Source organism: Variovorax sp. SPNA7 (assembly GCF_033807855.1).
Lineage (GTDB): Bacteria > Pseudomonadota > Gammaproteobacteria > Burkholderiales > Burkholderiaceae_C > Variovorax > Variovorax beijingensis.
The window spans coordinates 4,728,158-4,741,061 of sequence record NZ_CP138513.1 but is presented as its reverse complement, the minus strand read 5'-3'; the positions used below and the strand labels follow the sequence as shown (position 1 = coordinate 4,741,061).

The 12,904-nt window shown below is 62.6% G+C and carries 14 protein-coding genes; 9 read left to right on the top strand and 5 right to left on the bottom strand.

The genetic code is table 11. The features are described 5' to 3' along the window. Nucleotides 1–16 precede the first annotated feature (16 nt). From RZE77_RS22130 to RZE77_RS22095, 8 genes are all read left to right on the top strand, one after another. The gene (locus RZE77_RS22130) at nucleotides 17–1,333 is read left to right on the top strand and encodes an EAL and HDOD domain-containing protein (RefSeq protein ID WP_319439290.1); all 1,317 of its coding nucleotides are present in this window, start codon (nucleotides 17–19) and stop codon (nucleotides 1,331–1,333) included. Nucleotides 1,334–1,346: 13 nt separating this feature from the next. Further along, entirely contained in the window at nucleotides 1,347–2,168 is an 822-nt protein-coding gene (locus tag RZE77_RS22125; protein ID WP_319439289.1) for a CheR family methyltransferase, read from the top strand. Beyond that, nucleotides 2,165–2,818 carry a chemoreceptor glutamine deamidase CheD gene (gene cheD / locus RZE77_RS22120; RefSeq protein WP_319439288.1) on the top strand — a complete coding sequence of 218 codons (654 nt, stop codon included), beginning with the start codon at nucleotides 2,165–2,167 and terminating at the stop codon, nucleotides 2,816–2,818. The genes RZE77_RS22125 and cheD overlap by 4 nt, the downstream gene beginning before the upstream one ends. Next, on the top strand, nucleotides 2,815–3,897 hold the full coding sequence (locus tag RZE77_RS22115; protein WP_319439287.1) for a protein-glutamate methylesterase/protein-glutamine glutaminase: 1,083 nt from the start codon (nucleotides 2,815–2,817) through the stop codon (nucleotides 3,895–3,897). Before cheD ends, RZE77_RS22115 begins: the two co-directional genes overlap by 4 nt. 30 nt (nucleotides 3,898–3,927) lie before the next feature. After that, nucleotides 3,928–4,323, top strand: coding sequence for a chemotaxis response regulator CheY (gene cheY, locus RZE77_RS22110; RefSeq protein ID WP_026284205.1), 396 nt, complete (start codon nucleotides 3,928–3,930; stop codon nucleotides 4,321–4,323). A 1-nt stretch (nucleotide 4,324) separates the two neighbouring features. Beyond that, entirely contained in the window at nucleotides 4,325–4,981 is a 657-nt protein-coding gene (gene cheZ / locus RZE77_RS22105) for a protein phosphatase CheZ (protein ID WP_124956710.1), read from the top strand. A 78-nt stretch (nucleotides 4,982–5,059) separates the two neighbouring features. After that, nucleotides 5,060–5,488, top strand: a complete 429-nt coding sequence (locus RZE77_RS22100) for a GNAT family N-acetyltransferase (protein WP_319439286.1) — start codon at nucleotides 5,060–5,062, stop codon at nucleotides 5,486–5,488. 39 nt (nucleotides 5,489–5,527) lie between these two features. Further along, complete coding sequence (locus RZE77_RS22095; protein ID WP_319439285.1) at nucleotides 5,528–5,980, top strand: VOC family protein; 453 nt, start codon at nucleotides 5,528–5,530, stop codon at nucleotides 5,978–5,980. Between the two features lie 378 nt (nucleotides 5,981–6,358). Here the strand turns inward: RZE77_RS22095 and RZE77_RS22090 are convergent, their stop codons facing one another. From RZE77_RS22090 to RZE77_RS22075, 4 genes are all read right to left on the bottom strand, one after another. Further along, nucleotides 6,359–8,218 carry a sensor histidine kinase gene (locus RZE77_RS22090; protein WP_319439284.1) on the bottom strand — a complete coding sequence of 620 codons (1,860 nt, stop codon included), beginning with the start codon at nucleotides 8,216–8,218 and terminating at the stop codon, nucleotides 6,359–6,361. Nucleotides 8,219–9,036: 818 nt separating this feature from the next. Further along, entirely contained in the window at nucleotides 9,037–9,540 is a 504-nt protein-coding gene (locus tag RZE77_RS22085; protein ID WP_319439283.1) for a PH domain-containing protein, read from the bottom strand. A 143-nt stretch (nucleotides 9,541–9,683) separates the two neighbouring features. Continuing rightward, a complete protein-coding gene (locus RZE77_RS22080) occupies nucleotides 9,684–10,361 on the bottom strand; it encodes a TIGR02594 family protein (protein WP_319439282.1) in 678 nt (225 codons plus the stop codon). Between the two features lie 317 nt (nucleotides 10,362–10,678). After that, a complete protein-coding gene (locus tag RZE77_RS22075) occupies nucleotides 10,679–11,344 on the bottom strand; it encodes a response regulator transcription factor (RefSeq protein WP_319439281.1) in 666 nt (221 codons plus the stop codon). Between the two features lie 725 nt (nucleotides 11,345–12,069). Between RZE77_RS22075 and RZE77_RS22070 the strand changes: the two genes are divergently transcribed. After that, a complete protein-coding gene (locus RZE77_RS22070; RefSeq protein WP_319439280.1) occupies nucleotides 12,070–12,303 on the top strand; it encodes a hypothetical protein in 234 nt (77 codons plus the stop codon). 33 nt (nucleotides 12,304–12,336) lie between these two features. Here RZE77_RS22070 and RZE77_RS22065 read toward each other — a convergent pair whose 3' ends face one another. Beyond that, nucleotides 12,337–12,792 (bottom strand): hypothetical protein, encoded by a 456-nt coding sequence (locus RZE77_RS22065; protein ID WP_319439279.1) that lies wholly within the window; start codon nucleotides 12,790–12,792, stop codon nucleotides 12,337–12,339. Between the last annotated feature and the right edge of the window lie 112 nt (nucleotides 12,793–12,904).

Here is a 12,904-nt window from a genome sequence, read left to right as displayed (position 1 = left end):
CCACGGAGACGATGCAATGCGTTTTGACTTTTTCCGGCGCGCCGCGGCCGAGGAAACGCCGGCGGCCGAAGCGGCCCAAGGCCTGGCGATGCCGCGCAATGCAGAGGGCTTTGTGGCCTACACCTTGCTGCTCGATGCGCACAAGCGCGTTGCAGGCTACAAGCTCGCCTGGCGCGCGGCGGCCAGGCCCGAAGAGGCGCCGGATGCGATCAGCCAGTTCAAGTCGCTCGTGGCCTGCGTGACCGAGCACCTCAACCCGCCGGGCACGCCATGGCGGCTCGGGCGCAGCGAGCTCTTCTTCGATGTGAATGCGGAATCGCTGGCGCTGGGCGCGTTGCAATCGCTGCCGCCCGAGTACACCGTGCTCTGCCTGGAGCTCGGCGACCTGGCCAACGAGGAGCTGCGGCCGATATTGCACTTCCTGCACGAGCAGGGGTTCAGCTTCATGCTGTGCCGCGCCAAGGCGCTGCCAGAAGATCCAGAGCTTTTGGGACTGGTAAGCCATTTCGACGTGGACGCCGGCGATCCCCTGCTGGTGGCGGCCGCGCGCGGCAAGGAGCAGCCCGACCACATGCCGATCCAGCCGATCGCCACGCGCATGGCCTCGTGGAAAGACTTCGAGGCCTGCGCCGCACGCCGCATCGACGTGTTCGCCGATGCGAGTTGCGGCCTGCCGCCACCGCCTGCGGCGAGCACCGGCAGCCACGCGCTGCAGCCCGAATCGGTGCTGATCATGCGGCTCTTGCAGATGATCCAGCGCAACGAGGACCTGCGCGAGATCGAGGCCGCGCTCAAGCGCGACGCCGCGCTCACCTACCGGCTGCTGCGCCACATGAATTCGCCGGCCGTGGGCGCGGGCGTCGAGATCCATTCGCTGCACCACGCGGTGACGATGCTCGGCTATTCGCCGCTGTTCCGCTGGCTCTCGCTGCTGCTGGCCACCAGCAACCCTATGGGCAGCCCGCCCTTCATGATGAAGAAGGCCATCATGCGCGGCCGCTTCGTCGAGCTGATGGGCGAGATCATGCTGCCGCGGGGCGAGTCGGACAACCTGTTCGTGGTCGGCATGTTCTCGCTGATCGACCAGCTGCTGGGCATTCCGATGCAGGAGGTGCTGAACAAGGTGCAGCTGTCCGATTCGGTCCAGCAGGCCATCCTCACGCGCGGCGGCGTGTACGGCCCCTTCCTCTCGCTGGCCGAGGCCTGCGAGCTGGACACCGGCGAGGCGGCGCGCCTGGCGGAGGCGCTGCTCCTGAGCGCCGACCAGGTGAATGCCGCACACCTGTCGGCACTGGCCTGGTCGCAGGACGTGACCCCGGTCGAGGCAGCCTAGCGAGCACGCGCACATGAACTCCGAATTCCTTTTCACCGACGGCGATTTCTCGCGCATTCGCACGCTCATCCACCGGCGCGCCGGCATCGCGCTGGGCGAGCACAAGCGGCAGATGGTGTACAGCCGGCTCTCGCGCCGGTTGCGCGAGCTCGGGCTGCCCGAGTTCTCGGCCTACCTGGCCATGCTGGAAGACAGCCGCGACGGCCAGGAGTGGCAGCTGTTCATCAATTCGCTGACCACCAACCTGACCTCGTTCTTCCGCGAGGCCCATCACTTTCCGGTGCTCGCGGAACTGGCGCGCAAGTGCACCCTGCCGCCCACCGTCTGGTGCGCGGCCGCATCGACCGGCGAGGAGCCCTATTCGATCGCGATCACGCTGATGGAGGCGCTCGGCGAGCGCGCGAGCGCAGCGCGCGTGATTGCCACCGACATCGACACCGCGGTGCTGGCCCGCGCGTCGGCCGGCGTCTTCACGATGGAGCAGGTCAACCGCATGTCCACCGACCGCCTGCGGCGCTTCTTCAACAAGGGCACGGGCGCGAACGCCGGCAAGGTGCGGGTGCGCCCCGAGGTGGCCGCCATGGTCAAGTTCTCGCGGCTCAACCTGCTCGATACTTCGTGGCCCGTGAAGGAGCCGGTGGACGCGATCTTCTGCCGCAACGTGATGATCTATTTCGACAAGCCCACGCAGAAGAAGCTGCTCGACCGCTTCATGCCGCTGCTCAAGCCGAACGGCCTGCTGTTCGCGGGGCATTCGGAGAACGCCTCGCTGGTCAACCAGAGCTTCAAGACGGTCGGGCAGACGGTGTACGCGCTGGGCAAGGCGCGTGCATGAACACGAATGCGAACACGAACCTTGCTGCGCAGAAGGGCTTCCTGCCCGCGGCCGTGCCGGGTTCGGTAGCCACGCACCACTACTTCGACCGTGACTTCGATTGCGCCGCGGTCAAGCTGCTGCCGGCGGAGTACTACGTGACCGATGCCGGCGTCCTCCTGACCACGGTGCTGGGCTCCTGCGTGGCCGCCTGCATCACCGACGTGGAGGCGGGCGTGGCGGGCATGAACCACTTCATGCTGCCCGACGACGCCGAGGCAGGCTCGCGCGAGCAGGCCGGCGCGATGCGCTACGGCGCGCATGCGATGGACGTGCTGATCGCCGAGCTGCTGCGCGCGGGCGCACGCCGCGAGCGGCTCAGGGCCAAGGTCTTTGGCGGCGCCGCGGTGCTGGCGAACATGACCATGCTCAACATCGGCGGACGCAATGCCGATTTCGTCCTGCGCTACCTCGAGAAGCAGCGCATCGCCGTCGCTGCGCAGGACCTGCGCGGCCTGCATGCGCGCCGCGTGTGCCTGCTGCCCGAGAGCGGCAAGGCAGTGGTGCGCAAGCTGCGCGCGCCGGTCGACATCCAGGCGGTCCAGCGCGACGAGGGCGAACTGCTGCGCAAATGGTCCGCCACATACGGCAAGGGAAGCTGGATCGCATGAAGAAAATCAAGGTACTTTGCGTCGACGACTCGGCGCTGATCCGCAGCGTGATGACCGAGATCATCAACAGCCAGGCCGACATGACGGTGGTCGGCACCGCGGCCGATCCGCTGCAGGCGCGCGACCTCATCAAGGTGACGAACCCCGACGTGCTCACGCTCGACGTCGAGATGCCGCGCATGGATGGCCTCGAATTCCTCGAGAAGCTCATGCGCCTGCGGCCGATGCCGGTGGTCATGGTGTCGTCGCTGACCGAGCGCGGCTCGGAGATTGCGCTGCGCGCGCTGGAGCTGGGCGCGATCGATTTCGTGACCAAGCCGCGGCTTGGCGTGCGCGACGGCCTGTTGCAATACACCGAGCTGATCACCGGCAAGATCCGCACGGCCGCCGCGGCGCGGCTGCTGCCGGGCCGGCACGGCGCCTCGGCCAAGGGCGCGGCGGAAAGCAATCCGCAGGAGCCGCTGCTGCGCAGCCCGCTGCTGAGCACCGAGAAGCTCATCATCATCGGCGCCTCCACCGGCGGCACCGAGGCCATCCGCGAGGTGCTGCTGCCGCTGCCGCCCGATGCGCCCGCGGTGCTCATCGCGCAGCACATGCCGGCCGGCTTCACGCGCTCGTTCGCGCAGCGCCTGAACGGCCTGTGCCGCATCACCGTGAAGGAAGCCGAGCATGGCGAACGCGTGCTGCCGGGCTATGCCTACATCGCGCCCGGCGGCTTTCACCTGTCGCTCGGGCGAAGCGGCGCCAACTACGTGGCGCAGCTCGACCAGGAGCCGCCGGTGAACCGCCACCGCCCCTCGATCGACGTGCTGTTCGATTCGGCCGCCAGGCACGCCGGCAAGAACGCGATCGGAATGATCCTCACGGGCATGGGCCGGGACGGCGCCGAAGGCCTGCTGCGCATGAAGCAGGCCGGCGCCTACACCTTCGCGCAGGACGAGGCCAGCTGCGTGGTCTTCGGCATGCCGCGCGAGGCCATCGCCCTGGGCGCCGCCGATGAAGTGGCGCCGCTGGGAGAGATGGGGCGCCGCGTGCTGGCCCATCTGCGCACCTTCGGCGAACGCACGAACCGGGTTTGAAAAACGAACTGTTGGAGTTGAAGAATCGTGATTGACAAGAGCATCAAAATTTTGGTCGTGGACGACTTTCCGACCATGCGCCGCATCGTGCGCAACCTGCTGAAGGAACTCGAGTTCCTCAACGTCGACGAAGCCGAGGACGGCGCAGCCGGCATCGAGAAGCTGCGCGGCGGCAACTTCGGCTTTGTGGTGTCGGACTGGAACATGCCCAACATGGACGGCCTCACCATGCTGCAGACCATCCGCGCCGACCCCGAGTTGGCCAAGCTGCCGGTGCTGATGGTCACGGCCGAGGCCAAGAAGGAGAACATCATCGCGGCCGCGCAGGCCGGCGCCAACGGCTACGTGGTCAAGCCCTTCACGGCGGCCACGCTCGAGGAAAAGATCACCAAGATCTTCGAGAAGCTCCAGAAAGAGGCGGCCTGACATGACACACGCTGCGCTCGAACCCGCGGAGCACGGGAACACGGCCGAAGAGTTGCTCGGGCGCATCGGGCAGCTGACCCGGCAATTGCGCGAAGGCCTGCGCGAGCTGGGGCTGGACAAGCAGGTTGCCAAGGCCGCGCAAGCCATTCCCGATGCGCGCGACCGCCTGGGCTACATCGCTTCCATGACCGAGCGGGCGGCGCACCGCGCGCTCAACGCCATCGACCTGGCGCAGCCGCTGCAGGAAGACCTTGCAAGCAACGCCAAGGGCCTGAGCCGGCGCTGGGACGAATGGTTTGCGAACCCGGTTGAGCTGGACCATGCGCGCCAGCTCGTGATGGACACGCGCGGCTACCTGCAGGACGTGCCGCAGAAGGCCGGCGCCATCAACACGCAGCTGATCGAGATCCTGATGGCGCAGGACTTCCAGGACCTCACGGGTCAGGTCATCAAGAAGATGATGGAAGTGGTCAACGACGTCGAGACGCAGCTGCTGCAGGTGCTGATCGACAACTCGCACCTCGACAAGCACGCCGAGAAGCGCCACGAGGCCGAAGCGAGCAGCCTGCAGAACGGCCCGCAGGTGGTGCCGGGCAACCCGGAGGCCGTGACGGGCCAGGCGCAGGTGGACGACCTGCTGGAGAGCCTCGGGTTCTGAGGCTGCGCGGGTCCGCCGGCAATGGACGATCGACTGGGCTGAAGTGACAGAATGCGGCCGGATGCCGACTTTCCACCCATGAGCAACTTCGAGATCTACACCCCCACGGCCGAGGAAGTGCACTCGGGCGAATTGGGTCGCCGCATGCGGCAGTTCAACTACCGGTTTGTCGGCGAATACGGACAACAGCAGCCGGTCTGGGTCAGCGCGAAAGACCAGGGCGGCGGGCTCGTAGGCGGCCTGCGCGGGTTTGTATTCCTGCACTGGCTGAACGTGGAGTTGCTGTTCGTGGACGATGCGGCGAGGCACCAGGGCGTGGGGCGCAGGCTGCTCGCCATGGCGGAGCAGAAAGCCCGCGAACTGGGCGCCCGCAACGCGACGCTGAACACATTCGAATGGCAGGCTCGCGCGTTCTACCTCAAGCAGGGGTACGAAGAGTTCGGACGCATCGACGACTACATTCAGGGCTTCTACATGGCGTACATGAAGAAAGCGCTCGAGCCATAGCGGCTCCGAATGCCTGCTTCAAAGTGAGAAGAGGAAGTTATGACGCTCAAACGCATGGACAACGTCCTGATCGTTGTCGACGACCTTGAAGCGACCAAGGCGTTCTTCATCGAGCTCGGCCTCAAGCTCGAGGGCGAAACGACAGTGGAAGGGCCCTTGATCGGACAACTGATCGGGCTCAAGGATGTCCGCGCCACCCTGGCGATGATGCGGACGCCCGATGGACAGGGAATCGAGCTGGACAAGTTCCATACGCCCAACGCGATCAGGTTTGGTCCTGTGGACCAACCGGTGAACACGCTGGGTATCCGCCGCATCATGTTCGCGGTCGATGGCATCGATGCCGTCGTTGCGCGCATGCGCGCCCATGGGGCCGAGATCATCGGCGAGATGCAGTATGGGGGCACCTACCGCCTGGCCTACATCCGCGGGCCGGAGGGCATCATCGTCGGGCTTGCCGAGCAGCTCGGCGGAGGGACGCCTGGCGTATAGCTCCGCCATCGAGCGGCAGGCAATGCCAGATTCGGGGAGGCGCCGCCGCACCGCCGGAAGCGCCGCCCGCCATCCATTCTTTCAGCGGGCGTTGCGCCTAGAGTTCATGAGCGCGGCGAGCTCTTCAGCGGTGATGGTGGCAGGCGGCGACACGCCAGCTTGGATCGGCATGCCCATCATCGTTCCTTCAGGCCACGCTGGAATAGCGCAGATGGGAGTGGCGTTGCACCACGGCGATGTCGATGCTCTTGAGCAGCCAGTGCAATTGCGCGCTGTCAGCGTGGGAACCGCCTCGGGTCGAGGGCCAGATGAACCTGTCCTTCTCCAAAAGGGCAATGCCATCCTCGTTTTCACGCAGTAGCGCGCGAAATATTCGGGCTAAACAGGCGCCTCAATGAAAGGGAATCGAAGCTCGACCCGAGTGCCTGGGTTGCCTGCTTCGATGCGCAGATCGCCAGCAAGCCGCTGCGCCCGGGAACGCATGTTGGCAAGCCCCCTGCCACTGCCGCTGGTTGAGCGACTCGCGTTAAAGCTCGTGCCGTCGTCCGACACCGCGAAGATCACGCGGTCATCGCAGCACTGAAGCTCGATTTCCACCTGCCTTGCCTGGGCGTGCTTGAGCACGTTGGTCAGGGCTTCCTGTGCGATGCGCAAGAGTTGCATGCCTGCTTCGGCGCTCAGATTCAGGGTGTCGCCCTCGCAGACTACCTTCCAGCGAGTCTGCATGCCCGCCACTTGCAGCTGGCGATCCCATCTGAAACGGAAGCTGCTCCATGCCTCCATGAAATCATGTCCGGACGGGCTCATCACTTCCAGCGCCAGCCGCATATCCGCGATGCAATCCCTCAGCGTCTGCGCGATACCCTCATGCTCGATTTCGCGGGATTCCACATGGGACAGGGCGACGAACAGCCGTGAGCCCAGGCCATCGTGCAGATCGCGCATGATGCGCTGACGCTCTTCGTCCACCGCGTGCTGCTGTTCGAGCTTGTGCATCTGGACGTAGTTGGCCTGCAGGGTGCGCTCCCGTTCCTGGACGCGGGACTCCAGTGTCTTGTTCAACTGTTCGACGGCATACAAGGCGCTGACGAAGCGGGTGCTGAGAATTGTGCCCATGACCACAAGCACAAGGTCGGCACCATAGTGCAGCAGAAAAATCCGATGCCCGAACCAGGCCGGCGCCAGATGCCACGAGAGTGATGTGGTGGCCAGCAGGTAGTCGTGAACCCCTGCCGCCACGGCCAGCGCGATGGCCATCGCCAGCGCAATCAGCGGCCAGGTGCGCTGTCGGATCGCCGCCACCGCACATGCCACCAGGATGGCCAGCCCCAGCGGTATGGTGCCTCCCAGCCAGATGCGTCCGGGCAACGTTTCCGAACCGCCGCTGACGACGTAGCTGACCGGCCCCAGCAGCCAGTACAGGAGCAGTGCCCGCTCGACCCTGGGACGTACCGTGCCTGCGAGGCGCAACGCGAAGATCAACAAGACGATGATGAAACCGCCCGTTGCCGTGTAGTAGAAAACACGCCAAACGGGCCACACCGCGCTTGGCAGGACTTCCACAACAAAGGTCAAGGTTCGGCAGCCCCAGAAAATCGAGGTCAGTCCAAACAGGCCGTAGAGCAGTTCTTCGCGCCGACGCCACCAAATGAACAGCACCAGCATCCCCACCACGAAGCACGACAACACCGTGAACTGCGGCATCGTGCGCACCCAAAAGCGGCGCTGCTCATATTCCTGGAGCAGCACGGCATAGGATCCCACCTGAAGGTCGCCCATCCGTGCCTGGGGCGTGACGGCAGAGGCCGAAGCCAATACCAGCAGTTCATTGCGACCAGGACGTAGCATCGCGTCCGGAATGGCGAACAGGAAGGGCCGCTCCCAGCGCACCGTCGTGTGCGCATCGGAAGATGGCACCTGACCCAATGGCACGCCGTTCAGCCAGAGGGATCCGCCGCCGTAGAAATAAGGCAGAGAGACCGCCCATGGATCGGATCTCTGCGGCGGAGCCTCAAAGAGAATCCGGAACCATGTCGTGCCCGGCGCGGCATGCGGCAATGCGGCCGGCATCCAATCTGCGTCGGCGGATGGTGGAACGCTGCGCCCCGCACCGGTGGCCGGAAGCGTCTGAACGACGAGTTGCGCCGCACCAGCTCCTGCCGGGATCTGAAGAAACCACAACGCCAGTGCCAACGCCCTCCACCAACGGCAACTCTGCGCACTCTGCGGCATGTTCATCGCTTTGGGTCCGTGACTTGCATCGATCCTCTGGATGGAGGATTGTGCAGTCACGGCGCCTATGCCCCCAGCCAGCCCCGGAGACGGTTGTGCTCGTCTGAACATCACCGTCTCCCGTCTGATGGGGGACCGAGGCGTTGGGCGGAATCTTGGTCGCGATCACGGCTTGCTGGCTTCACACTCAGAAAGAAAGCGCGGAGCATGCATCACGTCCGGTGCTTTGCGCAGTCTCCGTTTGGAGACTGCGCCGGGCCAATTCACCGCCGCGTGTCGTGCCGGCTCTATATCGAAAAAAACTTCTTGTGCCGCATGCTCTCCGCTTGTGCGTGCTTCTTACGTAACTCTTCAAATTGGCGCGCAATTATTTCAACCTCGCACGCCCACAGCAACTCCGTAATGTCTTATTCTTTTCCCATCGCCGACGCATCGATATTGTGCTTTTGTGCAGCGACCCAAACCGTCAAACTGTTCACATTGCATCATCACTTTGGATCTTGTGCTCCATTCTCTACTGCGTAGATCCGCTTCCCGGCACTGGCGCTCTGATTCTCGAAGCAGCCGGTAACAACTATCGTCGCTGACGGCGTCGCTGCTGCATTCGCCAGCGGCCATGCTGGGACTGGCATGTCCGGCCAAGAATGCCGTAACGAGAGCGCAAGCGGCAGCCGATATTGCGGTTTTCATAATGCCTCCATTTTTCACGTTGGTAGAAAAATACTTATTTGCCCACATTGGTGACCGCCAATCTGAGACTTTTGCGTTTATGTTTCTGAAGTGTGTGCGCCTGTTGTTGTGCACTCATGGCATTTTTTCGATGCTTACTGAAGCAAATCGCCCCTGCCGGCCATTTCGAGACATTGCACCAAGCTTTCGACATCGGTCTTCCTGATCAACACCTCATGCACTGACTGCTGCGCTTTGGCATCGAAGACAAAGGCGACGTTCAGGGTCTTGTTCACTGTCGGTCCGAGATGGCCGGCCAAGACGACCTTGGTTCTCACGCTGCGCAGCGCCACCGCGCGCAGATCGGGCCAACCGTAGTTGCGTGACCTGGTGAGGGTGCGCACCCGCAGGCCTTGTGCATCGAGCGTTACGCTCCACTCGGTGGTGGTGACCAGCCAAGTGAAGACGACGGCAATGCCCAGGCCGAGCAGCGGCCCGCCCAATTCCTTCAGCGACGCCCAGTCCGTAAAGCTGCTGGATTGCTGGAGCCACAGGTAGGTGCCGTACAGAAAACCCAGTGCGCCGGGCACGCCGAATAGCAGGAAGGCCAGCAGCCGGGCGGCCATGGCGTTGTAGTTGGTGAGTTTCAGGGTCGACATGGTCGGCAGTGGGTCAGGGGCTTTTAACGAGATGGCGTTTCATGCAGCTACCTGCTGTTAAGGAATCCATAGAATTTCCCAAAAACATCAGTTTGGTTGTTTCCGATTTCTTTCTGGGCGCCCAAGAGCCGCTCGCTTTCAATCTAAAGCGACCGAAGGCTCAGAAGCCGACCGTAGGGATTGGCCGATGCAAAGGGGTACCACTGATAGCGAACTGCGTTCGATTGATTGCCACCGAGAATGAGCAGCTTCTTCTCGTCTTGGTCGTAGGCCATAAAGAACCCCACGTGTCCCAGACCACTTTCCGCCGACTTTCTCTGGCCCACCGCGATGTCCCCCACTTGAGCGGGTGTGTCGCTGCCAGCTAGCACGCTTTCCGCCGATTTGCCATTGCGCCACCTGTTCCACGATTGCGCCATTGCGGAATTGGTGCCGTTGTGCCCGCTCTTTTCCACACACCAGTTGACGAAGCATGAGCACCAGGCGATTTCGTCTTGCTGTCCGGACAAGCCATCCACGGTCGCCATGTATTCGAGGATGCGTGGGTGATCGCCGGAACCAGATACCTCCTTGACGCCGATTTCCTTTTGCGCAACCGCCAGCCACGGCGACCGCTCTGCACCTGCTGGCAGCAGGTACTTGAGGCTGCACCACCCGTCCACGCCGTTGGCGGTGACTTTCGCCCAAGTGCCAGTGCCATCGATCTCCGTGGCCGCGATGGCCAAGCCACGGTGGAGGAATCCGAGCGACTCACTTTCCCGACTGGCATCGGTGCGCACATGCAGCGAATCGGCGGTGACATGCATGGACAAGGGTTTCATCTGTGCTCCAAAAGTAGGCTGGTGAAGGAACGCGAGCTGGACTGGATTTCTTTTCCTGGGCATGGCCAGCCCCCACGATCTGCATGGTGTCGAAGCCGCGCGCGCTTTCCCATCCCCCATTCGCGTCGCGGTGTACCGCATTTGCGCGATGGCCCACGCGCGCGAGTTCTGATGTGCGGGCATGCGATGGGGCCTGTGCTGATTTGCGCGATCTGCTGGAACGCCCCTGCGCGCTGACGTCCGTGCGGCTTCCCGGATGGTCTTTTCGGAGCAGCTTCGGGTCGGGCGAACAGGTTTTTGCAACCCGCCCTTGGCAATTAAAGCAAGCCGAGTTGGCCAGCTTCGTAGACCGCTTCGCCGCGCGAGTGGACGGCAAGTTTTTGGTAGATGCGCTTGACGTGCGTGTGCACGGTATGGGTGGAGATAGCGAGCACTTCGCCCACCTCCCTGAAGTTCAGTCCCTTGGCGGTCAGGCGCAGAATTTCGGTTTCGCGTTCGGACAGCAGGGACGTCGCAGGCGGATTCGCCAACGGCGCGGGTCCCGGTGTGGCCATGGCTTCACCGGTCCGCATGCGCTGGAGAATCCGCCGGGCTATCGCGGGGCTGATCGGCGAGCCTCCATCGCGAACCTCCAAGATGGCCGCCACCAACTGCTGCGGCTGCGCATCTTTCAGAAGGTAGCCGGTGGCGCCGGCGGCGATGCAATCAGTCACGTTGGCGTCGTCGCCGAACATGGTGACAACGATCACATCACATTGCGGCTGGCGGGCCACGGCATGCCGAATCACCCGCGAGCCGTGTCCGTCGGGCAGACCCAGGTCGATGAGCACCACATCCACCGGGGTGGCATCCAGCAAGGCACACGCCGCGGCCACGGTGGACACTGCGCCGCCCAAGGAGAAGCCTGGCTCAACCAGCACTGTGTCGATGAATCGCCGCAGAAGGGCCGGCTCATCCTCGACGATCAGGACATTGATATTCACGATCTTCGCCTCGCCAAATCCCTATTGTGGCGGGCTGCCGGACGGCAGACGTACCGCAAATGCGGTATTCCAGTGCCTCCCCCCAAAGTCCCGCGCCATCGGAAAAACCGCCGTAGTGCGCCGCTGCAAGCTGCACGGCGGCCACATCACCCACGGGCTCGAGACGGCATAGCGCGTTCATCTTTGTGCTCGTCGGCACCTGGGTCGTAAACAACACAGTTATCGCGCGCGTGATGAGGGCCCAGGGCTTGGGAATCAAGCCGCGCAGGCGCTTCGTGCGTACCACCGACAGCAAGCACGTTTCGCCAAGCTTCCCAACCTGGACCGCAACGTCATCCCGACCCAGCCCAATGTGATGTGGGTCGCTTCATCACGATTACTGCGCATGCCGGAGCACCCAGCAGGCCGACCCGTCCCTTCGGGCGCTAAACGCAACATGCCGATCTCGGACGCTGCGAGCTACCGATCCCCGTGTCCCCCAAATGCGGTATTTCGTTTGCAAATAACTCCACTAGATTCGACCCATCACAGATGGATAAGCAGCAGGGCACCGTGCAAATACGGCCACCTCCTGAGAGGAGATAAGAGCCCTGCGAACGTGCCACGCTTCACTTGCTATCGGCAGGCCTCACAACTTGTGCATTGGTCATTCAGCGAAGCGTTCAGACTCGAGGCGATTTCGAGTGAGGATGGATGAAAAAGAGATCGGCAAATAAGGAGTTGAAATGAACTTAAAGAAACTGACATGTGTATTTGTGCTTGGCGCAGTCGGGTCGTCATCTGTATTCGCACAATGCGAGCCGGAGCGACGAGCGTATGACATTGCAGGAGAAAGTTGCCACAAAAAATGGAGAACAGCAGCCGACATCTCTGAATGCAAAAATGAAGAACTGGCGGCTGCGGAGGCGAAGCTGAGGCAATGCTTCAGAGATATTAATGCTAGAAAGCGCGAGCGTTGATGTGATGCCGACGGTGGGCAAACTTGTTGAAAACTAATTAAGCAAATTGAAAGGGGTAATATGATTCGATTTTCTCTCACCATCTTGCTGGCATTCGTGTCTTCCCACGCGCTCGCCAGCAATTGGACGACGGCCATGGACAATAAAAGAAAATGTGAAACTGCGGCTCATGAGGCTGAAAAACATCGCCGACACATGGCGGCCAGCCATTACAAGCAATGCGCTAAGGATTTTCAGATTGCCGCCCAATATTTTCGGGAGAACGATCAGGCGTACAACGGAAAAACGGCTTTTCAGCGTGGACTTGACCACTACAACAGGGGGAACATGCAATAGCCAATATGCTTTTACTTGCAAGGCAAGATCGTCATGAAGACAAAATCGCCTGACTGCTCGCTTGGATCTTTTTGTCATTTGGAGTTCTGGCCAAGGATGAGCGTCCCGGTCGTTCATCACGTAATCGCGTCGTTTATCACGATTGCTGCGCATGCTGAAGCACCCAGCAGGCCGCCCCTTCCCCTCGCAGGCGGCAAACGCAACGTCCCGCCTCGGACGATGTGGTCCACCGGTTTCCGCGTACTCCCCAAATCGCGGTATTCCG

Excerpts from the sequence above, each read along its gene's own strand:
- RZE77_RS22130 (WP_319439290.1), top strand. The coding sequence starts at position 17 with ATGCGTTTTGACTTTTTCCGGCGCGCCGCGGCCGAGGAAACGCCGGCG.
- RZE77_RS22125 (WP_319439289.1), top strand. The coding sequence starts at position 1,347 with ATGAACTCCGAATTCCTTTTCACCGACGGCGATTTCTCGCGCATTCGC.
- cheD (WP_319439288.1), top strand. The coding sequence starts at position 2,165 with ATGAACACGAATGCGAACACGAACCTTGCTGCGCAGAAGGGCTTCCTG.
- RZE77_RS22115 (WP_319439287.1), top strand. The coding sequence starts at position 2,815 with ATGAAGAAAATCAAGGTACTTTGCGTCGACGACTCGGCGCTGATCCGC.
- cheZ (WP_124956710.1), top strand. The coding sequence starts at position 4,325 with ATGACACACGCTGCGCTCGAACCCGCGGAGCACGGGAACACGGCCGAA.
- RZE77_RS22100 (WP_319439286.1), top strand. The coding sequence starts at position 5,060 with ATGAGCAACTTCGAGATCTACACCCCCACGGCCGAGGAAGTGCACTCG.
- RZE77_RS22095 (WP_319439285.1), top strand. The coding sequence starts at position 5,528 with ATGACGCTCAAACGCATGGACAACGTCCTGATCGTTGTCGACGACCTT.
- RZE77_RS22090 (WP_319439284.1), bottom strand. The coding sequence starts at position 8,218 with ATGAACATGCCGCAGAGTGCGCAGAGTTGCCGTTGGTGGAGGGCGTTG.
- RZE77_RS22085 (WP_319439283.1), bottom strand. The coding sequence starts at position 9,540 with ATGTCGACCCTGAAACTCACCAACTACAACGCCATGGCCGCCCGGCTG.
- RZE77_RS22080 (WP_319439282.1), bottom strand. The coding sequence starts at position 10,361 with ATGAAACCCTTGTCCATGCATGTCACCGCCGATTCGCTGCATGTGCGC.
- RZE77_RS22070 (WP_319439280.1), top strand. The coding sequence starts at position 12,070 with ATGAACTTAAAGAAACTGACATGTGTATTTGTGCTTGGCGCAGTCGGG.
- RZE77_RS22065 (WP_319439279.1), bottom strand. The coding sequence starts at position 12,792 with ATGCGCAGCAATCGTGATAAACGACGCGATTACGTGATGAACGACCGG.